Genomic DNA, 22,711 nt, shown 5'->3' with positions numbered 1-22,711 from the left:
TTCGAACATTCGTAAAAGAAATTTAAAATAAAAATGGATTTGATTGTAGTAATAACAAAAGAGGTTAATGCTTTAAAAGTGGTTTGAAAGAGTTGAATGTCTTTGAAATGATTGATTGCCTATAATTATGTTCCCAAAAAATTCAAGATCTTTTTTGGGATGCAATACATTATTTGTAATGAACCTTAACAAAAGCTTTTTATTTGATTTTCTGTGATACCTTCAATTAATCCAAGTTCACTAATCAAAAATTCATGTGCGTTATCTAACATTTTCTTTTCGCTTGCATTAAGTGCTTTTTCTTTCTGTATACGCATTAAATCATGCACAACTTCAGCACCTTCTTGCATTTTACCCGTTTTTATTTTATCAGTGTTCACTTTATACCTTTGTTTCCACGTAAGTAATCTATCTGATTCCCCATGCAAAAAAATATCTATTATGTGTAGTAATGCCTTGATATCTGTAACTGGTCGTATATTTGAGTTCAATATTTTGCCTTCAGGAATCATTATTTCCATATTGTTAGCCGACATTTTTATAACATAATATTGTTGTTTTTTTCCTGCGATTTCTTTCTCTTCTATGGCTTTAATTATACCTGCTCCTTGCATTGGATAAACAATGTTATCGCCAATTTGAAACAAATAATCCACCTCCATATATGGTAACCTTCTTAAGCTTAACACACATTCATTTTTTTAGCAAAATTTTTATTTTATCACAAAATTATTTTACACGTCAACACTTCAGAAGCAAGAAATTAAATTTACACAATACACTATAAAAACCGCAATTCCATTAACGGTTCCACACACATTCATTCTCTTTTAACACAAAAACACATCACTACATTTAAGTAGTGATGTGTTTTTGATAAGGCATAAATAAAGATCTACTTTTCTGTCTATATACTAACCTGCTTACGAATCGTCTCCCGCGCTAAAAGAAAACTCATAATCACTTGCGCAGCTACTCTACTCGTCATATCCCTAAAATCAAGAGTTGGATCAATTTCTACTATATCCATCCCTTGAACGAGTGGCTCTTTACCAAGAAATTCAATTGCATCAAGTAAAGTAGTACTATCCATCCCACCAGGGCCAATTGCTGGACAACCTGGCGCAAATACTTGGTCTAGTACGTCCATATCAAGAGAAATGTAAATAGAAGTCACACCCTGATTTCTTAATACTTCAATACTTTCCGTGATAATATCTTTTATTTCTCGTTTTCGTACGTCTTTCATTGTGTACACTGTCACACCATGTTCTTTTGCATATTCATGGTACGCACGTGCATTTGAAAAATTACGAATGCCGATTTGAACGAGTTGTTTTCCTGTTATGACATCATTTTCTAGCAAACTACGGAACGGTGTACCATTTGATGGACCACCATCATCTAAATTACGTAAATCATGATGAGCATCAAATTGAATAATACCGATTTTCCCTTTACTATTTGCAAATCCTGTTATACTCGGAAAACTAATTGAGTGGTCACCACCAAGTACAATTGGTATCATGTTCGGATTTACTTTCGTTACATGACCAACTGTTTTCGCAATTCGGTTATGACTTTCTTTTATATCCGTCACATGCATCGTAATATCACCGCAATCATACAGAACACTTTCTTTCATATCGTGTTCTTCTGTAATTGCGTATGTACTATATGCATCTAACATCGCACGAATTGTTTTTGGCGCAAAACATGCACCTGAATGACTAATAGATGGTTTAGAAAGGGGTGCTCCAATTAAGGCAGCACCGAATATTTCTACACCTTCCTCCCAATCTTTAATCATTTCACTCCATTTCGTCACTTCACGATCAATAAACTTTGCATTTTTCTTTAAATAGTGGCCGTGCTCCACGATTGTTCACCTCTTGTATATGCAATATTCCCATTCTTCCATACTGTATTTACATGACTTACACCATAATGGTACGGTACGTAAGCATAATTGTAAGCATCCCATAACACTAAATCTGCCTTACGACCAACTCTAATTTTCCCAGCTACATCACCACGGTTAATGGCATAAGATGAGTTAACTGTTACGGCATTCCAAACTTCTTCTGGTGTCATTTTCAGTTTTAGCATTGCAATGCTCATAATAAGCTGAATGTTTTCAGTTGGACAGCTACCTGGGTTAAAGTCTGTAGCTAATGCAACTGCAACACCTTCATCAATCATTTTACGACCGCGAGCGAAGCTTTCTTTATTTAAATAGAAAGTTGTTCCTGGTAATAGAGTTGCTACTGTATTCGAGGTTGCAAGCATTTCAATTCCTTTATCAGAAGCGCCAACTAAATGATCTGCTGATGCTGCACCGATTTCAGCAGCAGCTTCCGCACCACCAAGAGGGTCGATTTCATCTGCATGAATTTTCACCTCAAAGCCAAGCTCTTTCGCTTTTAGTAAAAACTCTTTTGACTCTTCGACAGAGAACACACCTGTTTCACAGAAAATATCGACGAACTCAGCCAATTGCTTCTCTTTCATTTCTGGCAATAAATCTAACATCCATTGTAAAAACTCTTTTGATCTTCCTTTATACTCTTTTGGAACTGCATGAGCACCTAAAAATGTTGAAACTAAATCGACTGGATGCTCTTTTTGTAATTGTGCAGTTGCCTCTAATTGTTTCCATTCCGTCTCATCATCTAATCCGTAACCACTCTTCGCTTCTACAGTTGTCACACCGAAAGATAGCATGCGGTCTAAATGGAATTTCGCTTTTTGAACAAGTTCTTCTTTCGATGCTTGTTTCGTTGCATTTACAGTCGAAAGAATACCGCCGCCTTGTTCTAAAATTTCTAAGTACGGAACTCCTTGTAATTTCAGCGCGATTTCATTTTCACGAGATCCACCAAATACAAGATGAGTATGCGGATCAACTAGGCCAGGAGAAACCATTTTCCCTCCGCAATCAATAACTTCTTTCGCTTGTAATCCTTTTACTTCTTCCGCTGTTCCAACGAAAGTGATTACGCCATTTTCAATTCCGACTACACCGTTTTCGATAACAGGAAGCGTGTTCATTGCTTCCCGTCTTAACAAGCCATCTTCTTGATTCATTGTTAGTAATTGACCGATATTTATTAGTAAAGTGTCCAGCATGTTTTCTCCTCCTTATTTCATCATTGGAATGTTAACGCCTTTTTCTTTCGCAGTTTCAACAGCTAAGTCATACCCAGCATCTACGTGACGAACAACACCCATACCAGGGTCAGAAGTTAATACGCGTTCAATACGTTTTGCTGCTGCTTCTGTTCCATCTGCAACGATAACCATTCCAGCGTGAAGTGAATACCCCATACCAACGCCGCCACCGTGGTGAACAGACACCCAGCTTGCACCGTTTACACTGTTAATTAATGCATTTAAAATTGGCCAGTCTGCTACTGCATCACTACCGTCTTTCATCGCTTCTGTTTCACGGTTTGGAGATGCTACTGATCCGCAATCTAAATGGTCACGACCGATTACGATTGGTGCTGATAATTCACCATTTGCCACCATTTCATTAATGATGCGACCAAATTTCGCACGCTCACCGTAACCTAACCAACAAATACGTGATGGAAGACCTTGGAATTCAACTTGCTGACGAGCCATACGAATCCAGTTACATAAATGTTCATTATCAGCGAACTCGCGTAAAATTACTTCGTCTGTTTTATAAATATCTTCTGGATCACCAGAAAGTGCTACCCAGCGGAACGGTCCTTTTCCTTCACAGAATAATGGACGGATAAATGCTGGAACGAATCCTGGGAAGTCGAATGCATTTTTCAAGCCTTCATCGAAAGCAACTTGGCGAATGTTATTTCCATAATCAAATGTAATTGCGCCTTTTTCTTGCATTACAAGCATTGCTTCTACATGTTTTGTCATACTTTCTTTTGATAATTGTACGTAACGTTCTGGATCTTCTTCACGAAGTTTCGCTGCCTCTTCTAACGTATAACCTACTGGAATATAACCGTTTAATGGGTCATGAGCAGATGTTTGATCCGTAACTAAGTCAGGGATAATATTACGATTTACTAACTCAGGTAAAATTTCTGCTGCATTGCCTAATAATCCAATTGAAATAGGCTCTTTCTTCTCTTTATACTCGTTTGCAATAGCCAATGCTTCTTCTAATGATTCTGTATACTTATCACAATATCTCTTTTCAATACGACGATCGATACTACGCTTATCTACATCAATAGCAATGACAACACCGCCATTCATCGTTACAGCAAGAGGTTGTGCACCACCCATACCACCTAAACCAGCAGTAAGTGTTAATGTACCTTTTAATGAACCTTCAAAATGTTGACGAGCTGCTTCACCAAATGTTTCATATGTTCCTTGTAGAATCCCTTGTGTTCCAATGTAAATCCAGCTACCAGCTGTCATTTGTCCGTACATCATAAGACCTTTTTTCTCTAGTTCTCGGAAGTGATCCCAATTCGCCCATTTTGGTACTAAGTTTGAATTCGCTAACAGAACACGCGGCGCGTCTTCATGTGATTTAAAAATGGCAACTGGTTTTCCTGATTGAACAAGTAACGTTTCATCGCTTTCTAACGTTTTTAATGAATCTACGATTGCATTGTAGCTTTCCCAGTTACGAGCTGCACGGCCAATTCCACCATATACAACTAATTCTTCTGGTTTTTCAGCTACCTCAGGATCTAAATTGTTCATTAACATTCGAAGTGCTGCTTCTTGCACCCAACCTTTCGTTTGTAACTCTGTACCTCTTGGCGCGCGAATTGTTTGTTGTACTTTTTCCATTTCAATCTCTCCCTTTTCTCATTTTATAGTGCTGCGTTTACATCTAATCTTTCTTTTATCGAATAATTCGTTTTTAACCAATGCGCAATATTTTCAATATCAGTTGAGAATATGCGGTCATTTGTAATAGAAGGTACTTGTTGACGGCCTTGATGGTAGAAGCTCTTCGTCACTGCACTCATGTTTTCAATACCGCGATATTCTGCTGCTTGCATTGCACAAATCATCTCAATTGAAAGAACACGTCTTGCATTTTGAATGATCTGATGTGCATGGCGTGAAGCAATTGTTCCCATACTTACATGATCTTCTTGGTTAGCAGAAGACGGAATTGAATCTACACTCGCCGGATGTGCTAACGTTTTATTTTCAGAAACTAGTGACGCTGCAGCATATTGCATAATCATTGCACCTGACTGTAGTCCTGGTTCTGGACTTAAAAATGGTGGTAAATCATTTAATTGCGGATTTACTAAACGCTCAATACGACGTTCTGAAATATTTGCAAGTTCTGCCATTCCTACTTTTAAGAAGTCCATCGCAAACGCAATCGGTTGACCATGGAAATTCCCGCCCGAAATTACTTTTTCCCCACCATCAAAGATAAGCGGATTATCTGTTGCTGCATTCATTTCAATTTCTAATTTTTCTTTCACATAATTTAAAACTTGCCAAGAAGCACCGTGTACTTGCGGGATACAGCGAAGTGAATAGGCATCCTGTACACGTAGTTCTCCTTGTTTTGTTGTTAATTTACTATCATGAAGAATGTCACGAATTCTGCTTGCTACTTCCACTTGCTCTTTATAACCACGTGCTTTATGAACATTTTCATCAAATGCATCAATAATGCCTTGTAACCCTTCAATTGTCATCGAAGCAATTAGTTCAGCTTGATACGCCGTTGCTTCTGCTTCTATATAAGAAAGAACTCCTTGTGCCGTCATCGCCTGCGTACCATTAATTAACGCAAGACCTTCTTTCGCTTCAAGTTCAATTGGCTCAAGCCCTTCTTCTGTAAGAGCAACCATTGCATGAACGCGTTTCCCTTTATAGAACACTTCACCTTCGCCTAATAATACGAGCGCGAGATGAGATAAAGGCGCTAAATCTCCACTTGCACCAAGTGAACCTTGTTGCGGAACGACTGGATGAATTTTACGATTTACAAACTCAAGAAGCATATTTACAACAAGCGGCCTTACGCCTGATACTCCTTTAAGCATCGTGTTTGCTCGTAAAATTAACATTCCGCGCGATACTTCTTCAGGGAATGGATCACCAATCCCGCATGCATGTGACTGAATTAAATTATGCTGAAGTGCCTTTACATCATCTTTTTGGATAAGCACATCACTAAACTTTCCAAATCCAGTTGTAATTCCGTAAACGACTTTTCCGTCCTCTACAATTTTCTCAACTACTTCGCGGCACTCCGCTACCTTTTGCATACTAGTTGGACAAGCTGTTACACCTTCTCCTTCCAGTAATAACCTCTTCATTTCTTCAACTGTCAATGTATGTCCTGTTAACGTAATCATCATTTTTCCTCCTTAAAAAGGCAAAAGGGGACCTTATCTTTTTAAGACAGACTTCTATCCTAAAAAAGTAAGGCCCCCTTCTAACTAATAGACTATGGGCAAATCATATGTGATTAATTCCTAAACCAATCGCCTCATGCTCAGATCCTTTTACAGGTGCACCAATCGTTCCATATAATGCAACAGCAACCCATTCGCCTTCTTTTTTTCCGTCGTATGGTGTACCGCGCACAATCGCAAAACGAAGTCCTACTGTACGAAGAACGTCTGCTAACTGAATTTGACCTCTCGTCACTCCGTACAAAGCTTCCATAATTGCATGATAAAGTGCATGTGTTTCTCTGTAAACGTCTGTTTCAATAACTTGGTTGCTTTTAGCCGCTGTTTCCATTGCTGCGACAACCTTTTGCGAATTCATTGAACCCACTTTCCCCGTACAATACTTCCAACCTTTTGGAATGGATAATACAGGACTTTCATTCTCATCCGCAAGTGCCAACAGCATGGCCATACGACCAATTCGATGTGTTCCTTGAAGAAGCATGTGACTCTCTCATTTCTTTTGAATTATTTGAATATTACTTAATTTAAGAATATATGAAAACGTTTAAATCGTCAATAGTTTAAAATCATATTCAAATATTTTTTTCATCCCCATAATTTTGTGTACACAAATGATTTACACAAAATTTCCAGACGTGCTATAGTCTCACTAACAGATGCAAAGGGGCGAAATTTCAGTGACAAAACGAAAAGATATTCATTTTCGAATTGAAGAGAAATTACTTGAAAGGTTTGAATTAGCACTCCATTACGAAGGTTTAAAGAAAACAGATGTATTAACGCACGCAATTCAGCAATTTTGCACGAAAGTGGAATGCGAAAAGATGAATGATGTAAAACGCCAATACAACGTAAGTAACCATTTACAAACACGTATTAATACGCATAAACATTATGAAGAAAAACATGTGAATTTAGATGAAGTCGTCATGAATCATTTACAACTTCAAGGAGATGAAAAAATATTAGAGGTTGGGTGCGCTAACGGGAGTTTCCTTTCCCTATTACAAACTAACGGTCATACAGGACATTTAACAGGTTTGGATCAATCGAAAACGATGCTTTCTGAAGCTACAATAAAAAATAGCATAATTGAGTGGAGACTAGGTGACGCTGGTAAACTTCCTTTCGAAGCTAATTGCTACGACTGGATCGTCGCAAGACATATGTTATACCACATGAAAGACGTCGAAAAAACAATCCAAGGATTCCATAAAGTAATACGTCCTGGTGGCTCACTTTTAGCTACAACAAATTCTGACGTTACATTACCTCGTATAGTTGAAATGTGTAACCGCATGTTAGACGCATTTGATTTACCGAAAACAACATCTTCAGTCACGCCATTTTGTTTGGAAAATGGTAAAGAGATATTACAGTCTGTTTTTCCAACTGTTGAAGAAGCAGTTATTCATAATGCTCTCGTTTTTCATCATGCTACTCCGATTGTAAACTATATTTCTAGCATGTTTCCATCGCTAAATATACCTGATAATACATACCTTCACACGGAAATGAAGGTATGGCTAAAAGAAGAAGTAGAAAATGAATTGTCACTTCATAACGGTATATGGCGTGATCCAAAAACGTTAGCCATTTATCAATGTCAAAAAGAAAACAGCTAGCATTTGCTAGCTTTTACACGTTTTCTCGTAAAAGTTTCTCCATTACTACATTGCCTTTACCACCATAAAAATCTGTATTATGTTCGTCTGCCACTCCAAAATAAGAGGCAATTGCTATTCCGAATGGTACAAATGCATGCCCTTGTGCTGTAATGATATTTGAGTGTTGCACAACTTCTTTATACAAGAAATTTTCTATTGGAAAACAATCGAACTTTTGATAATCTATAGTCGCAGTATAAGAAATCCCCTTAAATAAGCCCGCTTTTGCTAGCGCATACGGTCCAGCGCAAATTGCCGCCACTAATTTTTCTTGTTCATGAAATTGACGAATGATTGAAAAAAGAGATTTTGCATCTTCCAACTCTCCTTCTTCTCCACCTGGAATAAGTATCCCCTCATACTCATCTACACGTACTTCACTTACTTCTATATGCGGCTGCACTTGCAACCCTGTTTCACTTATAATCAATTCGTTCGTTAAGCCCGCTGTAATGATTTCATATTTATTTTTCAGCAATGCCGTTGCTACTGTTATTTCAAACTCTGCAAATGTTGGGTATACAAATAAAAGTATTTTTTTCATAGCCCTCTCTCCTTTAACCAGTACATAAAATATACCTCTAGATCGTCCACTGTTAATCTATTCGTATCCAAATAAGTTACAGGAAATTGTTTATACCAATCTTTTTCCGTTTCTACTAATTTAAATTGCTCCTCAAATGTACTTCGTTTTCTTGTCCTATCGTTATTTTTTCTATCATATACATTCTTTTTCGTCACATCTAAATAAAAAATGGCATCTGAACGACATTCTCTTACTTTATATAATTCACCTTTCAATTCAGCTTCTATATCCCACTCTTCCCCTATAATCGTTGGATAAAAGAGTGTAAAAAACTCAATGTCTTCTGGTCCGCGATCAAAAATTACGACTGAACCTTTCACATTTTGAAACTCCTTAATTTTTGCTTCGATAAACATTTTTTGATTTATGATAAACCCTTCTTTTGAATTCATATCCAAATTTAATCGCTTTCGCTTTTCTACAATTGGATAAGGATTTTCATATATAACCGAAAGCCCACATCTCTCTAACCTTTTAGCCAATGTTGTTTTTCCGCTAGCCATCGGCCCTTGCAGTGAAATTACGTATACCATACCTCTCATTCCCTTACACTTTAGTACACCTATAATATACAGAATTTTTAAAACTCTCAACATTATATATATCATCTTGTTTCTTATTCCTATCTAACTTATAATAAAAAATAGAGATTATGACGGACGCATCAATAATGTAAGCTTGGAAATCCAAGCTTACATTATTTTTTGCTTTCCCTTTTCGAATAAAAAGAGTATACTAGATTAGAACGTATGTTCTTAATGATTACATACAGTAAGGAGATAGAACAATGGTATACGACACAAAAGCAATTTCTTGGAATGAGTCTTTAAAACAACTTCAACGCCGCTATACAAACAAACAAGTTGACCGAAAAGAATTTGAGGATATTGAACTGATGGAATTCTTCCGCGATAACGACTACATTTCTTTACCTACACATATAAGCGGCCTATCAAAAACACGTTTTACTTCTTACTCTATTTTCACAACTGAAGATAAAGATCGTAAAGTTGGCACACTTATTATTGAGTATGTTGAAGACGATAATAATAATTTATGTGTTGAACAACTATACTTCGTTTAAACTATAACGCTTGGTCAAAATGACCAAGCGTTCTTGCTTTCTATGAATCTCACTGTATATAATATGAATAAAAGAAAACCGCTATCATTAAGGGGGGATATACTTGCTCGAAGGATGGTTCAGTTGGTTCATTGTATTATGGACGGTTATTTTATTAGGGCTTATGTCTATCGGTGGATACTTTATGTTCAGAAAATTTTTAAAAAGATTACCAAAAGAAGACGGCATGTCCATTTTGGATTGGGAAGAACACTACATAAATAAAACGAGACATTTATGGGCTGACGAACAAAAACAATTGTTAGAAGAGCTTGTAAGTCCTGTTCCAGAACTATTTCGCGATGTTGCAAAATCAAAGATTGCTGGAAAAATCGGGGAACTTGCATTACAAGAAAATGCCTCTCAAATTACACAAGACTTAATTATTAAAGGATATATCATTGCCACACCAAAGCGTGATCATAAATTTTTAATTAAAAAACTACAAGAAAAAAAGATTGATTATTCTAACTATCAATCTTTACTCGCAAAGTAACTTCATATTATTTTCGATAAAAAAGACAGCGCCTTTGACGCTGTCTTTTTATTTAGTACATATACAGTTTTTAAGTTAGCTTCATATCTTTTTCATTATAAAAACCATCTTCTTTTTCCATTTCCTTCTTTAATTTCGTAAAGGAACGGTACATTGCAATTCTCCATGACACAATCATCGCGAACGCAAGTAAGAAGAACATGCCACTAAGTTGTCCTAAATCAAGAGATTGGCTTAAGTATGTTTTAAATACAATCCGCACTACAAGTAATCCAATTAATATAAAAACAAATGCTTTTGAACGCTTCAAATAAATCTCTTGTCCTCTAATTTCAAATTTAGATGTTTTAATAAGAAAAATAGAGAAAATCAAACCGACACCAATTGCTTCTAACATTTCTGCTGGAGTTAATCGAAATTCAGGAAAAACATACATCAATGCGCCCGTACTCATAAAAAATGGTGGAAGTATAATTTTTTTCAATGTTGCAGGTTTCTTAGCTGCTTTTAAACGAATAAACATCGCACCGACAGCCATACAAACAGCAACGATACTGGATAAAACAACTATGTTCATATTTTCTCATCCTTTTTTGTGGCTATATGCAAAATATACTTTCATTATATGCTTTTCCGTTAGTATTTCCAACATTTTCGCAGAATAATACTAAAAACCGGTAAAACCACCAAATAAACTTGAGAAATATACGATAATTTTCGTCATCCAGTTAAAGTATAGGAAGACACCCATAACAATCATAATGTATCCTCCGACTTTCATGAAGGCCATACTATTTCTTTTAATCCAAGACATTTTCGTAATAAAGAATGACAGTACGAAAAACGGGATTGCAAATCCAAGTATGTAAGCAATCATGTATATCATTGCTGATTCTGGATTTGTTGCTGCTAATCCAATTACGGACACTAGAATTGGTCCGGTACATGGCGTCCACCCTGCTGCAAAAGCTAATCCAATTAGTACTGATCCAAAATAGCCACTTGGACGATTTTTAAATGTAAATTTACGGTCTTGCATTAAAAATTTCGGCTTAAACACCCCGACAATAATTAAACCGAACACGATGATAAAGATACCACCTAACTGTCTGATTAAATCTTTATAGTCAGTAAAGATTCCTCCAATAAAACTTGTACCAAATCCAATTGCAATAAATATAATTGAAAATCCAAGTAAGAAAAACGCTGTATGTATCATACTTCTTTTGCGAAGCATTGCATTTTCTTCTTTCAATTCAGAAACCGACATACCTGTTATGTACGATAAAAATGCCGGATAAAGCGGTAAGCAACATGGGGAAATAAATGATAAGAACCCGGCGCCAAACGCTAAAAAAATACTAATATCTTGCATCATTCCACTCCTCTCCCTAAATATTGTAACAAAAACACATAAAAATACTATGAACAATTCGTGAAATCACTTTTACAACGTGGCAATAAGAAAAAACATATTTTCTCACAGTTTCTAATAAAACGTTTTCATTTCCTTCTATTATATAGAAAAAACTCAAATGCATTATGAAACTCCTTTAATTGTTATTAACATAACAAAGGTAACATAGTTTCTCAAATAATTAGCACGCTACTAGTACGCCTATTTACATATTTGTTTAAAAATTATTTTTTTCAAATGCTGTCTCTATACAATGCAAAGTTGATTTTATAATACTTCTACTATTAATAATTTCAAGATTATGCATAAATATCATACTTTTATTATTATTCTATAAAATGTCATACTTTTCTTTCATTTGACCCTTTATTTCTAATTTTGTATACTTCCCTCTAGTTATATATTTTCGATACGGAACAACTTCATATAGATGGGAGGAATTTTTCATGCTTCGTTATTCTCTTTTAGTTTTATTAGGAGCGTGTAGTTATGGAATTTTAGCTATTTTTGTTAAGCTTGCATATGCAGAAGGATTTTCACTTGGAGAGGTAATTGGCAGCCAATATTTGTTCGGTTGGATTATTTTGCTTGCTATTACACTTCTATTTTCTAGACATCGCGTTCCTTTAAAGCAAGCATTACTTTTATTCGTTGCAGGAACATCTGCAAGTTTTACCGGAATTTTTTATTATGCTTCATTAAAAACTGTACCAGCTTCTATTGCAATTATTCTTTTATTCCAATTCGTTTGGGTCGGAATTATCATTGAAGCAGTCGCAACAAAAACATTACCTTCAAGAGAAAAAGTTATTTCTGTTATTTTCTTACTTGTAGGGACATTTTTATCCAGTGGTTTACTAGAACAATCAGCAGGTGCTTTCGATACGACTGGAATCATTTTAGGTTTATTATCTGCTGTTACATTCGCAACATACATTTTCGTGAGCGGAAAAGTTGCTGTTGAAGTACCTTCATTACCGCGCGGTGTTCTCTTAATGACTGGTGCTTTAACTTTAGTCATGATTGTATTCCCACCAACATTTATTTTTAATGGTGCCATTTCTCAAGGTCTTTGGAAATACGGTTTAGGATTAGGAACATTTAGTATCGTCATTCCATCTATTGCCTTTACAATCGGGATTCCAAAAATCGGTTCTGGCTTAGCGACTATTCTTGGTGCAGCGGAACTACCAGTTACAACAATTATGTCCGTATTCGTTTTAAAAGAGGCTGTACTATCTTCACAATGGTTCGGTGTATCACTTATATTAATTGGGATTGCAATCCCGCAAATTGCATACGCAATGCGTGGACGTTATCGTAAACATCATACGCATAAAAAAGTCGCAGCATAAAGTGAAACTTTAATTAGTTGAACCAATCGGGCTTTTATGGGATAAACGAGAGAGGATTTTCATTTGAGAATCCTCTCTTTTATTGTTGTATACTTATGGTAAATATTTTGCTGAAGAAAGAAGGCATACTACATGGTATCTATTTCAAATCAACTAAAAGAAAAACTTATTTCCATCCGTCGACATTTACATGAGTATCCAGAACTATCATATGAAGAGTTCGAAACAACAAAAGCAATAAAAAATTGGTTAGAAGAAAAAAATATTACTATCATTGATTCCAATTTAGAAACAGGAATTATCGCTGAAGTGTCTGGTAATAAAAACGGACCAATTGTAGCAGTTCGTGCTGATATTGATGCCCTTCCTATTCAAGAAGAAACACATTTGTCCTATGCATCTAAAGTAAGAGGGAAAATGCATGCTTGTGGACACGATTTTCATACAGCTGCTATTTTAGGTACTGCTTTCTTATTAAAAGAAAGAGAATCTTCCCTAAATGGAACGGTTCGCTTCATATTCCAACCAGCTGAAGAAAGTAGTAATGGCGCTTGCAAAGTTATTGATGCTGGACATTTACGTAATGTGCAAGCGATTTTCGGCATGCATAATAAACCTGATTTACCAGTAGGTACAATTGGCATTAAAGATGGTCCACTGATGGCTGGAGTTGATCGATTTGAAATTGAAATTCACGGAGTTGGTACACACGCGGCTGTACCAGATGCTGGCGTAGATCCTATTGTCGCATCCTCTCAAATTGTGATGGCACTGCAAACAATTGTAAGCCGAAATATAAGTTCATCTCATAATGCGGTTGTTAGTGTTACAAATATTCATGCAGGAAATACGTGGAACGTGATTCCTGAAAAAGCTACGTTAGAAGGAACGATTCGCACGTTCCAAGCTGAAACACGTGAAAAGATTCCAGCACTCATGGAGCGTATTATTAAAGGTGTATCTGATGCATTAGGTGTAAAAACGAAATTCCGTTTTTATTCAGGTCCTCCTGCTGTTCACAACGATAAAGCTCTTACAGACTTATCTACTCAAGTTGCCACAAAGATGAATCTTAATATCATCTCGCCTAGTCCGTCAATGGCTGGAGAAGATTTCTCATTTTACCAACAGGAAATACCAGGTTCATTCGTCTTTATGGGAACGAGCGGTACACATGAATGGCATCATCCTGCTTTTACAATTAATGAAGAGGCACTGCCTATAAGTGCAGAATACTTTGCTTTACTAGCCGAAAGAGCACTTAAACAATTCTCATAAAAAAAGCCGTTCAAAGTGCATCTCAGCACCCTGAACGGCTTTTCTTATTAAGTTAAATCACGTTTTAAAAACACAGTATATGAAATACATAAAAATACGAACAAATAAAGTAGCAACATACATGATGCAAACGGGAATGTTACTCCATCAATAAAACTTCCATTCTTTGAAATACTATATAAATCTGTGTTTGCTGGCAATAAATATTTCGCCCAGTTATATCTAGTGGCTGCTAATAACGCAATATTGCCTGATAAAGCAAGGAATAGTGAAATACCAATTGCACCTCCACTAGATCTCGTTAACACAGAAATCATAAATGCAAACGATGCGTACACAACCGTTGGTAACCACGATAAAACATAATATTTACTTGCTTCCACAAAAATATTTTGTTTTATTATATTTCCATCTTGGAAAATAAACTCACTCCATGCAGGCTGTTGGAATTTATAAATAACAAGTCCACATAAAGCGGAGAAAATCATATTAAATATAAACAATAAAGCTGCAAATATAACGATTGCTAAAAACTTTGCTGTTAAAATTTTAAATCGACTCGCCGGACGGATTGTTAAAAATTTATATGTTCCCCAGCTATATTCATTCGCAAAAATTGTACTTGCATACACGAGGATAAATGGGAGCAAAATTGGAAATACGATAAAACCTGTATCTCTCATGAAAGAAAGTGGAGAACTGCTTGCCGGTGCTGTATCCGTATCTAAATGCTTCATCTTAAGCTGGTATTCTTTTACAAGCTCATCCCCTGATTTTTCTGATAAAATAGCTTCTTTTTTCATGCCAAGCTTTTTCTCAATTTCTACAGTACGTTCTGTATAATCTACTTTCCATCCTTTTGTTTCCGGTTCAAAATACTTTACCGTAACCCACCCTAATCCGATTATTAATACTGCAATAACCGCAAATGGAATAATCGTTCGCTTCCGCTTAAATATTTTATACAGTTCGTTATATACTAAATTAAACAATATCTTTTCCCCCTGTTAGTTCTAAAAATTGCTCTTCTAACGTTTTTCTTTCTTCATATACACGATACACTTGAATATTTTTCTCAAGCAATGTACGAATAACATTTGGGATTTCTTCATCTTTTACGTTAATAATTAATTCATTATCCTTTACTACAACATCATGCCCTAACATTTCCGCTGCTTTATTCGCATCATCTACACGTATACGGATCGTCTCCATCTCTTCGCTTTGGCTATGCTGAATATTTTGCGTAGCCACATATTCCCCGTGCTGAATAATGATAACTCTGTCACACATTAATTCAACTTCTGAAAGTAAGTGACTTGATACAAGTACAGCTTTTCCTTGTTCGTGTGCAATTTTTTTTATGTACATTCTCATTTCATGTATTCCACTAGGGTCTAATCCATTCGTCGGTTCATCTAGTACCAACACATCCGGATCGTGAATAAGCGCCTGAGCGATCCCTAAACGTTGTCTCATGCCGAGTGAATATGCCTTTACTTTACGATTAATTACTTGTCCCATTCCTAACAATTTCACTACTTCATCGATACGCTCTTCGGTCACATTACCATTCATTCGTCCGAAATATGTTAAATTTTCATACCCGCTCAAAAAAGGATAAAATTCGGGTGTCTCAATTACCGCCCCAATTTTCGCAGCGGTTTTTTCAAATTGCTGTTTCACAGATTGGCCATCAATCCATACTTCACCTTCTGTCATACGGATCATACCAACCATCATTCTCATTAAAGTCGTTTTTCCAGCACCGTTTGGTCCGAGTAAACCGACAACCTCGCCTTTTTTCACTTCAAAACTAATATTTTGTACAAGTGTCTTTGAGCCGATTCGCTTCGTTAACCGATCGACTTTTACAATTGATTGTTCATTTGTCATTCTATACAACCTTTCCTTCCCATTCTTTGTCAGGTCTTTTCACTGTAACATGATTATTTTTACGTGTAAAATAGAAAAAAGCATGATTTCTCATGCCCTTTCTTTAAACCACAACGAATTTTCATCTTTTAAACTTCGAACAAATCGATAACATTGCATCATCGATATTAAAACGACAGTCATCATAATTACACTAATAATTACAACTGCATATATTGTAATTGGCGCACTATTTATTCCTTGTATCCCTGCGATTTTCATAAAGATAACCGTGAATAATTTCAAAAATAGCATCCCATTAATTAATCCAAAAACAAATGCTGCTCCATAAATGAATAATTGCTCCTGACATAATACACATAGTACCTCTTTTCTTTTCATATTTTCTGCTACATAAGATATAAACTCCTCTCTCCTCACTAGCAAAAGGGAGTACATCATTTTATATGTAGTAAAAATACATATGAAAATTAGTACAATAAACAGTGTGTAAAAATACATTTGAAATACAAATGCATCCCCTACTTTCAAAATAGCTCCTTCATTAAATTGTAACGATATCATAAAAAACAAAATCATAGTACTCATAGCAATCCACATAAATTGCTTCATCCTTTTGGTAGCAAATGTTCTAATATTTTTTCTCGCTAACCGACATAAAGACATAAAATTCTTCCCCTACCTTATTACATACGCATTCTATACTACTAGTGTATAAAAATATGACATTTTAAACATCGCACTACAATCGGAATTTCTTCTAAGTCTTTAGTCCTAGAAAACGAAATGATAAAAAATCACATTTAGAATATAATTGTAAAAAGGAGGAGATTGCATGCGTATAAAATTACTATCAATCTTGTGTTTATTATTACTCACAAGTTGTAGCCAAATAAAAAACAATGAAGTTGCCATTGTTGAGCCATACAAATTAACAAAAGAGCAAGCTTCTATTTTACAAATGACTCCTTTTCAAGAAGGAAATAGCATGTTTTATAACGTTACTCTTAAAAATGATAAAGATGAAATAAATGCTACAATTGATTATTATAACAATGGTAAAAAAACAAAAGAAATTGCTAATATAGCTACCTCACATTTTTCAAAAAAGAAAGTAAAGCTTTCTTTTTTACCACCACATTTCCAATTCGATAAAGATATACAAGAAAAAAGGCAGTGGTATCTGAATATTGAAGGTGGTTCAACACTTGTTCCTGAAGAAGCGCCACCAAGCGTAAATAGCTCTGCAACTACTACAATCCAATCTATAAAAAATTTAAAATACAATCAAAAAACAACTTTAGCTGCTGTAATCCAAACCAGTAAAGAAACTGTAAGCGTTCCTACCATTGATGAAGAAACAGGTATTGATCTACTCTTAAAAGAAAATGAACACGTTTATCTATTTAGTATCGAGCTAAAAAAAGAACAATAAAGCGGGAATGCAACTTAAGTTGCATTTCCGCTTTATTGTTTAATAAGGTGTACTTTTATGGATTTGAATTAAATCCATATTCTGTTACTACTATTGCTCATCTTCTACTTCTATTCTTTTCTTCTCTCTTGCAATTTTTAAAAACTCTAGCAGCTCTGGATTACTATTCATTTTTTTGTAAGCCACTGACATTTCTGCAACAAAATTAGAATCATATAACTCTTTATATACAACTTCTGTTTTATATAACTTATTTGCCGACACGGGTATTACTGTAATTCCAATCCCTGCTGCTACAAGCCCCATAACTGTTTGATACTCTGTTGCTTCTTGTACAATACGCGGACTAAATCCAACTTCTCTGCAAAGAGATAAAATTGTATCATACAAAGCTGGCCATACTGGTCTCGTAATAAATACAAACGGCTCATCTCGTAAATCTTCTATATGTATTTCATCTTTCTCTGCAAGTGGATGTGCCTTTGGTAAACATAAGGTGCAAGATAACCTTTGAATTGGCTCTAATTCTAATAATTGTGTTGGAATTGGTGGACGTAAAAAGCCAATATCGATACGGTTATCATGAAGTGCATGAACTTGATCTGGTGTTGACAATTCATGTAATGCAACAGACACTCTCGGAAATTTTTTTCTATATTCCCTAACAATTGATGGTAAAATATCATATATCGCCGCACCTACAAAACCAATTGAAAGTGATCCTACTTCTCCCCTTTGCGCACTTTGTGCAACTTCTACTGCTTTTTCAATTTGTTCAAACGCCTTTTTTACTTCTTTTAAAAACATTTCTCCTGCTTCTGTTAGTTCAACCTTTCTTTTCGTTCTTGAAAATAATGTAACTCCCATTTCTTTTTCTAATTGCTGTATTTGTTGACTAAGTGGTGGTTGTGTCATTTGTAAACGAGCAGCCGCCCGTCCAAAGTGTAACTCTTCTGCCACAACAACAAAATATTGCAAATGCCGTAATTCCATTTTTGGACACCCTTTTCACTTTCGATTAATATGTCTAATATATTAATAACATATAATTTATATATTAGACAAATATTTTGAATGAACGTATAGTAGAAATTGTTAATTCTTTTTTACAATTTTTATGTAAAAAAAGAAAGAGGTGGTTACTGTATGAAATGGTGGAAGTTAAGCGGACAAATTTTATTACTATTTTGTTTCGCTTGGACAGGTGAATGGATTGCAAAACAGGCACACCTCCCAGTTCCAGGAAGTATAATCGGTATTTTTTTATTATTAATTTCATTAAAATTTAACCTAGTTAAAAAAGAATGGATACAGGACGGAGCAGATTTTTTATTAAAAGAACTTATTTTATTTTTCATCCCTTCTGCAGTCGCTGTCATACGTTACAGAGATACACTAACACAATATGGAATCGATCTCATTTTAATTATTATGATTAGCACTCTTTGCGTTACCTTAGTTACAGGACTTTTAACAGAATTGCTACTAAAGCGGAAAGGATCAACGCAATGATCGGATTTCTTTGTTTACTATTAACACTATTCACATATTGGATATCAAAAAAAATGTATCAACGCTGGAATTGGAGTCTACTTTCTCCTCTTCTCGTATGTCCCATTATTTTAATTGCTTTATTGCTCGGATTAGATACGCCTTATGAAACATATGAATCTGGTGGTCACTGGTTAACTGAATTATTAAAACCCGCAACAGTTGCTTTTGCATGGCCAATCTATAAATACTTTGATTTATTAAAGAAACATGGAATGGCTATCTTACTTAATGTCATTGTCGGTTCGTTTTTATCAGTCATTACTTCAGCACTACTAGCAAATTATTTTCAAATTGATTCATCACTAGAACATAGTTTAGCGCCACATATCGTAACAACACCAATCGCAATGGCTATTTCAGAAATGATTGGTGGTATGTCACAATTAACTGCTGTATTTGTCGTTTTAACTGCCTTAACAGGAGCATTGCTCGGCCCTTCTCTCATACGTATTTGCCGTATTAAAACAGCAATCGCAAAAGGTATTATGTTAGGAACAAGCGCAAATGGAACCGGTACATCAAAAGCATTCGAAATCGGTCCTGTGGAAGGAACAATTGCAAGTTTATCTATGCTTTTAACAGCAGGCGCTAGTTTAGTTATCGTTCCGCTTTTCTTGTCTTGGATACATTAAAGAAGCAAGTATTTACATACTTGCTTCTTTATCTATATATTGGCACAGCAATTCATAATCCTCCGGAAAAGCTAAACACAATTGTTCAACTTCATGTATCCCTTTCCAAGCAATTTCATGTATTAACTCATCAGGATCTTGGATTTTCATATTACCGCCTATTTGTTTAACAAAATAATAATGGACATACACTGGAACACCGTATGTAATACCCTCTTTTTCATATATTTTATTTACAACTTCCACATTGTAACCTGTTTCTTCCCAAACTTCCCTGATACAACATTCTTCTAGTGTCTCTCCCTTTTCAAGTCCTCCACTTGGGACAGACCACCTTTTTTCTTCTCCCTCTTTGCCCTGCAATACCATTAAAACTTCATATTTTTCATTTACACATACCGCTGCACTACCTATCCATCTCTCCATAAACATCCCTCCCCTACTAAAATTCGCCTTCTTTATTATTTTCCCCTTGAAAAAAAGAGGAAAATAATAAAACAATGACGAAAAGTTACATCAACTTCATAGACAATCCCTTCTTAGAAATTAAAACTGGAAGGATGAAAATATGATTTCTAATTATGTTGTGGAATGTGTCTTTTGTGAAGAAAATCGAAAACCTCGCCAAGCTATTGTCACAGTTCCCGCCACTACTCAGCTACTAGCCCTTGAAAAAGTGCGCGCGGAATGCAAACGTCGCTTCGGAAAAACTGTATTATTGCAAACAGAAATTAAAGAAGAAATAATTTTCGAACAAAAAGAAAGCTGACCATAAATTGGTCAGCTTTCATATCCGATCATATTTTCACATGAAGATTAGGGGCATCCTCTTTAAGGATCGGGATTTTCCCATTATGCACGTTCCATAATGGTCATCGAACAATATATTTCTATGCAATTAACTATTGAATAGAATAGGGCAAAACTTGTTCGCATTTTTAGAAAAGGGATAGGGATATAATTCAAGTAGTACTTCGAATACTCGAACTTTACACTCATAATATTAAAACAAATCCTTTTATATGGGAAATATGAATTACCTATATAATTCATTCGTAAAATATATTAATAGTTTGCTATATTAATTTTATCCCGCTATTTGTAAGCAGTAACCCCCTACTGATTATAATTTCACTTTATTCCATCAATAGCATACAACCAGCTAAAACCGGTGTCATAATCATCGAAAACCTCAAAAGCGTTCGCGGTGCATAATTTGTAAACTTCGCGCCAATGTATGCCCCTAACATGGTCCCAATCAATACTTGTAATAACAATATATAATCTAAATATCCTTCCGAACTATATCCTATCCCGCCTCCAATTGCAATCGGTAATATAACAAGCATTGTTGTCCCTACAGATTGCTGAATCGTAAGTCCCAATAGAACCATTAATCCAAGTTGAATAAACGGTGCAGAACCAATCCCAAATGAACCAGCCATCATTCCAGTAACTAATCCAAGGCATACACATTTCAACAAGTAGTTCACGGAAAACTCTTTATGTTTATATAAAGACGACTTTTCTTTGTTTTGGAACATAATTAATTTAATAAACATAAAAATTGCCGATAAAAATAACATCCCAGCTGTAAACCAATGAAGAAGATGTGCTGGTATAAGTGAACCAAATTTAGAACCAATATAAGAGCCAATTGCGCCAAATCCCCCAACAATCCCGCCTATAATAAGTGCAACATTGCCTTCACGGTAATGACTTACAACACCTGATAATGTCGTAAATGCCATTGCAGTTAAAGATGTTGCAAGAGCAACATGAATAGGAATTTGGAATACTAAAGTGAGTATCGCGATAATAAACCCAGCTCCTCCAGCTCCAACAAATCCTAATAAAATACCCATTACTAACATTGTTATAATTATTGCCACAGACTTTCCCTCCAGTAACACAATTATCCATCATATTTATCCTTACATACAAATAAAAAGCATCCTAGATGGATGCTTTTTATTTCAATGATATGTACTTAATCTTGATTAATCAAAATAACTGCTGGACCAGCGACCACCACTCCAGCTACTTCTATCTTTTCAAATTCCTTTACTGTAATAGAGATAACTCCTTCTCTTTCCATCAATTCTTTACTCAGGACATCAGTCGGGATTGCTTTCACCGTCTTACCTCCTTTTCATTTATACAATATGATAAAGTGAAACTTTAATGAGTGGGGTTTTTGTCCGTACTTATTAATTATTATCCCTCACCAATCGGACTAATAATCACCCAATGCATCTATATATATGCATCACCTCCGCTTTCATTCCTTATTCCACTCAAAAACCTTCTCCCCCTTCCGTGACATATTGAAAAATAAAAAAGAAGCTATAACATATAGCTTCCCTCTACGTTTCTTTAATCTTTATGCACCGTATATTCCATGACTTTTCCATCTCTATCAAATTGGAAAACAAGCTGTTCGCTATCTATTGGAATAAAGCCACGTTCAGTCCCAAGATAATACAAAGTGGTAACTCCTTCTTCCCCACTTCTCGTTTCCGTTGGAGCCCCTAATAATTGTATAATTTCTTCATTTGATTTCCCTATTAATTTATATTTTTGTAATAGATCATCTACCATATATACCCGCTTATCTGCATGATTTAACCATCTATTTTGATTAAACTTTGATGTATATTCATTTACACTTAGTTGTACAGTGCATACTATTAATGGTATGAGTGCTACTATTACCCCCCCCAACATTTGCTTCTTTTCTTCATTACGATTTTTAGAAACATATAAAATAGCCCTTTGAATCATGACTAATAAGAGGGTGTTGCAAAACTCATAAATATCCAAAAATGAATGCATAAAGAAACCCGTTTTCCTGGAAGAATGATAGTA

The 22,711-nt window shown here is 35.4% G+C and carries 28 protein-coding genes; 9 read left to right on the top strand and 19 right to left on the bottom strand.

Annotation, left to right across the window (positions count from 1 at the left end; all coding sequences use genetic code 11):
* Positions 1-185: 185 nt before the first annotated feature.
* From ACQRBL_RS17400 to hutP, 6 genes are all read right to left on the bottom strand, one after another.
* On the bottom strand, positions 186-647 hold the full coding sequence (locus tag ACQRBL_RS17400; RefSeq protein ID WP_411996180.1) for a CarD family transcriptional regulator: 462 nt from the start codon (positions 645-647) through the stop codon (positions 186-188).
* 260 nt (positions 648-907) lie between these two features.
* Positions 908-1,879 carry a formimidoylglutamase gene (hutG, locus tag ACQRBL_RS17395; RefSeq protein ID WP_411996177.1) on the bottom strand — a complete coding sequence of 324 codons (972 nt, stop codon included), beginning with the start codon at positions 1,877-1,879 and terminating at the stop codon, positions 908-910.
* Entirely contained in the window at positions 1,858-3,129 is a 1,272-nt protein-coding gene (hutI, locus tag ACQRBL_RS17390; RefSeq protein WP_411996178.1) for an imidazolonepropionase, read from the bottom strand. Before hutI ends, hutG begins: the two co-directional genes overlap by 22 nt.
* 12 nt (positions 3,130-3,141) lie before the next feature.
* The gene (gene hutU, locus ACQRBL_RS17385; RefSeq protein WP_023522768.1) at positions 3,142-4,800 is read right to left on the bottom strand and encodes a urocanate hydratase; all 1,659 of its coding nucleotides are present in this window, start codon (positions 4,798-4,800) and stop codon (positions 3,142-3,144) included.
* A 23-nt stretch (positions 4,801-4,823) separates the two neighbouring features.
* Positions 4,824-6,341 carry a histidine ammonia-lyase gene (gene hutH, locus ACQRBL_RS17380; RefSeq protein ID WP_023522769.1) on the bottom strand — a complete coding sequence of 506 codons (1,518 nt, stop codon included), beginning with the start codon at positions 6,339-6,341 and terminating at the stop codon, positions 4,824-4,826.
* Between the two features lie 103 nt (positions 6,342-6,444).
* On the bottom strand, positions 6,445-6,885 hold the full coding sequence (hutP, locus tag ACQRBL_RS17375) for a hut operon transcriptional regulator HutP (protein ID WP_000926516.1): 441 nt from the start codon (positions 6,883-6,885) through the stop codon (positions 6,445-6,447).
* A gap of 196 nt (positions 6,886-7,081) precedes the next feature.
* Here hutP and ACQRBL_RS17370 point away from each other — a divergent pair, with 196 nt between their 5' ends.
* Positions 7,082-8,029 (top strand): class I SAM-dependent methyltransferase, encoded by a 948-nt coding sequence (locus tag ACQRBL_RS17370; RefSeq protein WP_023522770.1) that lies wholly within the window; start codon positions 7,082-7,084, stop codon positions 8,027-8,029.
* 13 nt (positions 8,030-8,042) lie between these two features.
* On the opposite strand, the gene ACQRBL_RS17365 is transcribed toward ACQRBL_RS17370, so the two are convergent.
* The gene (locus ACQRBL_RS17365) at positions 8,043-8,615 is read right to left on the bottom strand and encodes a DJ-1/PfpI family protein (RefSeq protein ID WP_065484976.1); all 573 of its coding nucleotides are present in this window, start codon (positions 8,613-8,615) and stop codon (positions 8,043-8,045) included.
* On the bottom strand, positions 8,612-9,199 hold the full coding sequence (locus ACQRBL_RS17360; protein WP_411996179.1) for an AAA family ATPase: 588 nt from the start codon (positions 9,197-9,199) through the stop codon (positions 8,612-8,614). Before ACQRBL_RS17360 ends, ACQRBL_RS17365 begins: the two co-directional genes overlap by 4 nt.
* Before the next feature lie 245 nt (positions 9,200-9,444).
* Between ACQRBL_RS17360 and ACQRBL_RS17355 the strand changes: the two genes are divergently transcribed.
* Positions 9,445-9,741, top strand: coding sequence for a hypothetical protein (locus tag ACQRBL_RS17355; RefSeq protein WP_000262400.1), 297 nt, complete (start codon positions 9,445-9,447; stop codon positions 9,739-9,741).
* Between the two features lie 103 nt (positions 9,742-9,844).
* Positions 9,845-10,276 carry a DUF2621 domain-containing protein gene (locus tag ACQRBL_RS17350; RefSeq protein ID WP_000889371.1) on the top strand — a complete coding sequence of 144 codons (432 nt, stop codon included), beginning with the start codon at positions 9,845-9,847 and terminating at the stop codon, positions 10,274-10,276.
* Positions 10,277-10,346: 70 nt separating this feature from the next.
* Here ACQRBL_RS17350 and ACQRBL_RS17345 read toward each other — a convergent pair whose 3' ends face one another.
* The 3 genes from ACQRBL_RS17345 to ACQRBL_RS17335 form a co-directional block, all read right to left on the bottom strand.
* Positions 10,347-10,853 (bottom strand): CcdC family protein, encoded by a 507-nt coding sequence (locus ACQRBL_RS17345; RefSeq protein WP_327898070.1) that lies wholly within the window; start codon positions 10,851-10,853, stop codon positions 10,347-10,349.
* Positions 10,854-10,943: 90 nt separating this feature from the next.
* On the bottom strand, positions 10,944-11,651 hold the full coding sequence (gene ccdA / locus ACQRBL_RS17340; protein ID WP_001152676.1) for a cytochrome c-type biogenesis protein CcdA: 708 nt from the start codon (positions 11,649-11,651) through the stop codon (positions 10,944-10,946).
* Between the two features lie 16 nt (positions 11,652-11,667).
* Complete coding sequence (locus ACQRBL_RS17335; protein WP_002152557.1) at positions 11,668-11,817, bottom strand: hypothetical protein; 150 nt, start codon at positions 11,815-11,817, stop codon at positions 11,668-11,670.
* 322 nt (positions 11,818-12,139) lie between these two features.
* Here ACQRBL_RS17335 and ACQRBL_RS17330 point away from each other — a divergent pair, with 322 nt between their 5' ends.
* Positions 12,140-13,048, top strand: a complete 909-nt coding sequence (locus ACQRBL_RS17330) for an EamA family transporter (RefSeq protein WP_000947043.1) — start codon at positions 12,140-12,142, stop codon at positions 13,046-13,048.
* A 132-nt stretch (positions 13,049-13,180) separates the two neighbouring features.
* The gene (locus tag ACQRBL_RS17325; protein ID WP_000253676.1) at positions 13,181-14,326 is read left to right on the top strand and encodes a M20 peptidase aminoacylase family protein; all 1,146 of its coding nucleotides are present in this window, start codon (positions 13,181-13,183) and stop codon (positions 14,324-14,326) included.
* A gap of 47 nt (positions 14,327-14,373) precedes the next feature.
* Here ACQRBL_RS17325 and ACQRBL_RS17320 read toward each other — a convergent pair whose 3' ends face one another.
* The 3 genes from ACQRBL_RS17320 to ACQRBL_RS17310 form a co-directional block, all read right to left on the bottom strand.
* Positions 14,374-15,318, bottom strand: coding sequence for an ABC transporter permease (locus tag ACQRBL_RS17320; protein WP_023522776.1), 945 nt, complete (start codon positions 15,316-15,318; stop codon positions 14,374-14,376).
* Positions 15,311-16,222, bottom strand: coding sequence for an ABC transporter ATP-binding protein (locus ACQRBL_RS17315; RefSeq protein WP_023522777.1), 912 nt, complete (start codon positions 16,220-16,222; stop codon positions 15,311-15,313). Before ACQRBL_RS17315 ends, ACQRBL_RS17320 begins: the two co-directional genes overlap by 8 nt.
* A gap of 90 nt (positions 16,223-16,312) precedes the next feature.
* Positions 16,313-16,888: a hypothetical protein gene (locus ACQRBL_RS17310; RefSeq protein WP_023522778.1), complete on the bottom strand. Its 576-nt coding sequence runs from the start codon at positions 16,886-16,888 to the stop codon at positions 16,313-16,315.
* A 169-nt stretch (positions 16,889-17,057) separates the two neighbouring features.
* Between ACQRBL_RS17310 and ACQRBL_RS17305 the strand changes: the two genes are divergently transcribed.
* Positions 17,058-17,657 carry a hypothetical protein gene (locus tag ACQRBL_RS17305; RefSeq protein ID WP_023522779.1) on the top strand — a complete coding sequence of 200 codons (600 nt, stop codon included), beginning with the start codon at positions 17,058-17,060 and terminating at the stop codon, positions 17,655-17,657.
* Positions 17,658-17,747: 90 nt separating this feature from the next.
* Here ACQRBL_RS17305 and alsR read toward each other — a convergent pair whose 3' ends face one another.
* Positions 17,748-18,650, bottom strand: coding sequence for an acetoin biosynthesis transcriptional regulator AlsR (alsR, locus tag ACQRBL_RS17300; protein ID WP_000423235.1), 903 nt, complete (start codon positions 18,648-18,650; stop codon positions 17,748-17,750).
* Positions 18,651-18,803: 153 nt separating this feature from the next.
* Between alsR and ACQRBL_RS17295 the strand changes: the two genes are divergently transcribed.
* Positions 18,804-19,169 carry a CidA/LrgA family holin-like protein gene (locus ACQRBL_RS17295; protein WP_000872365.1) on the top strand — a complete coding sequence of 122 codons (366 nt, stop codon included), beginning with the start codon at positions 18,804-18,806 and terminating at the stop codon, positions 19,167-19,169.
* On the top strand, positions 19,166-19,843 hold the full coding sequence (locus ACQRBL_RS17290; RefSeq protein WP_000578954.1) for an LrgB family protein: 678 nt from the start codon (positions 19,166-19,168) through the stop codon (positions 19,841-19,843). The genes ACQRBL_RS17295 and ACQRBL_RS17290 overlap by 4 nt, the downstream gene beginning before the upstream one ends.
* Before the next feature lie 12 nt (positions 19,844-19,855).
* On the opposite strand, the gene ACQRBL_RS17285 is transcribed toward ACQRBL_RS17290, so the two are convergent.
* Positions 19,856-20,269 carry an NUDIX hydrolase gene (locus ACQRBL_RS17285; RefSeq protein WP_023522781.1) on the bottom strand — a complete coding sequence of 138 codons (414 nt, stop codon included), beginning with the start codon at positions 20,267-20,269 and terminating at the stop codon, positions 19,856-19,858.
* Between the two features lie 142 nt (positions 20,270-20,411).
* Here ACQRBL_RS17285 and ACQRBL_RS17280 point away from each other — a divergent pair, with 142 nt between their 5' ends.
* Positions 20,412-20,612 (top strand): DUF3903 domain-containing protein, encoded by a 201-nt coding sequence (locus ACQRBL_RS17280; protein ID WP_000625226.1) that lies wholly within the window; start codon positions 20,412-20,414, stop codon positions 20,610-20,612.
* 367 nt (positions 20,613-20,979) lie between these two features.
* Here ACQRBL_RS17280 and ACQRBL_RS17275 read toward each other — a convergent pair whose 3' ends face one another.
* The 3 genes from ACQRBL_RS17275 to ACQRBL_RS17265 all read right to left on the bottom strand — a co-directional run bounded on the left by ACQRBL_RS17275 (position 20,980) and on the right by ACQRBL_RS17265 (position 22,678).
* Positions 20,980-21,735, bottom strand: a complete 756-nt coding sequence (locus ACQRBL_RS17275) for a sulfite exporter TauE/SafE family protein (protein WP_000974667.1) — start codon at positions 21,733-21,735, stop codon at positions 20,980-20,982.
* 98 nt (positions 21,736-21,833) lie between these two features.
* Positions 21,834-21,980, bottom strand: coding sequence for a BC1881 family protein (locus ACQRBL_RS17270; RefSeq protein WP_000644411.1), 147 nt, complete (start codon positions 21,978-21,980; stop codon positions 21,834-21,836).
* Between the two features lie 239 nt (positions 21,981-22,219).
* Positions 22,220-22,678, bottom strand: a complete 459-nt coding sequence (locus ACQRBL_RS17265; protein ID WP_411996181.1) for a hypothetical protein — start codon at positions 22,676-22,678, stop codon at positions 22,220-22,222.
* Positions 22,679-22,711: the final 33 nt, after the last annotated feature.

The organism is Bacillus sp. AF62 (assembly GCF_050312695.1).
GTDB lineage: Bacteria > Bacillota > Bacilli > Bacillales > Bacillaceae_G > Bacillus_A > Bacillus_A cereus.
The sequence above is the reverse complement of the archived record's forward strand: the minus strand, read 5'-3'. Positions and strand labels throughout refer to the sequence as shown.

Coding starts and splice junctions, on each gene's coding strand:
- ACQRBL_RS17325 (WP_000253676.1), top strand. CDS start 13,181: ATGGTATCTATTTCAAATCAACTAAAAGAAAAACTTATTTCCATCCGT.
- ACQRBL_RS17310 (WP_023522778.1), bottom strand. CDS start 16,888: ATGTCTTTATGTCGGTTAGCGAGAAAAAATATTAGAACATTTGCTACC.
- hutH (WP_023522769.1), bottom strand. CDS start 6,341: ATGATTACGTTAACAGGACATACATTGACAGTTGAAGAAATGAAGAGG.
- ACQRBL_RS17265 (WP_411996181.1), bottom strand. CDS start 22,678: ATGCATTCATTTTTGGATATTTATGAGTTTTGCAACACCCTCTTATTA.
- ACQRBL_RS17345 (WP_327898070.1), bottom strand. CDS start 10,853: ATGAACATAGTTGTTTTATCCAGTATCGTTGCTGTTTGTATGGCTGTC.
- ACQRBL_RS17290 (WP_000578954.1), top strand. CDS start 19,166: ATGATCGGATTTCTTTGTTTACTATTAACACTATTCACATATTGGATA.
- ACQRBL_RS17330 (WP_000947043.1), top strand. CDS start 12,140: ATGCTTCGTTATTCTCTTTTAGTTTTATTAGGAGCGTGTAGTTATGGA.
- alsR (WP_000423235.1), bottom strand. CDS start 18,650: ATGGAATTACGGCATTTGCAATATTTTGTTGTTGTGGCAGAAGAGTTA.
- hutU (WP_023522768.1), bottom strand. CDS start 4,800: ATGGAAAAAGTACAACAAACAATTCGCGCGCCAAGAGGTACAGAGTTA.
- ACQRBL_RS17305 (WP_023522779.1), top strand. CDS start 17,058: ATGCGTATAAAATTACTATCAATCTTGTGTTTATTATTACTCACAAGT.
- ACQRBL_RS17355 (WP_000262400.1), top strand. CDS start 9,445: ATGGTATACGACACAAAAGCAATTTCTTGGAATGAGTCTTTAAAACAA.
- hutP (WP_000926516.1), bottom strand. CDS start 6,885: ATGCTTCTTCAAGGAACACATCGAATTGGTCGTATGGCCATGCTGTTG.
- ACQRBL_RS17315 (WP_023522777.1), bottom strand. CDS start 16,222: ATGACAAATGAACAATCAATTGTAAAAGTCGATCGGTTAACGAAGCGA.
- hutI (WP_411996178.1), bottom strand. CDS start 3,129: ATGCTGGACACTTTACTAATAAATATCGGTCAATTACTAACAATGAAT.
- ACQRBL_RS17335 (WP_002152557.1), bottom strand. CDS start 11,817: ATGCATTTGAGTTTTTTCTATATAATAGAAGGAAATGAAAACGTTTTA.
- ACQRBL_RS17285 (WP_023522781.1), bottom strand. CDS start 20,269: ATGGAGAGATGGATAGGTAGTGCAGCGGTATGTGTAAATGAAAAATAT.
- ACQRBL_RS17365 (WP_065484976.1), bottom strand. CDS start 8,615: ATGAAAAAAATACTTTTATTTGTATACCCAACATTTGCAGAGTTTGAA.
- ACQRBL_RS17360 (WP_411996179.1), bottom strand. CDS start 9,199: ATGAGAGGTATGGTATACGTAATTTCACTGCAAGGGCCGATGGCTAGC.
- ACQRBL_RS17280 (WP_000625226.1), top strand. CDS start 20,412: ATGATTTCTAATTATGTTGTGGAATGTGTCTTTTGTGAAGAAAATCGA.
- ACQRBL_RS17295 (WP_000872365.1), top strand. CDS start 18,804: ATGAAATGGTGGAAGTTAAGCGGACAAATTTTATTACTATTTTGTTTC.
- ccdA (WP_001152676.1), bottom strand. CDS start 11,651: ATGCAAGATATTAGTATTTTTTTAGCGTTTGGCGCCGGGTTCTTATCA.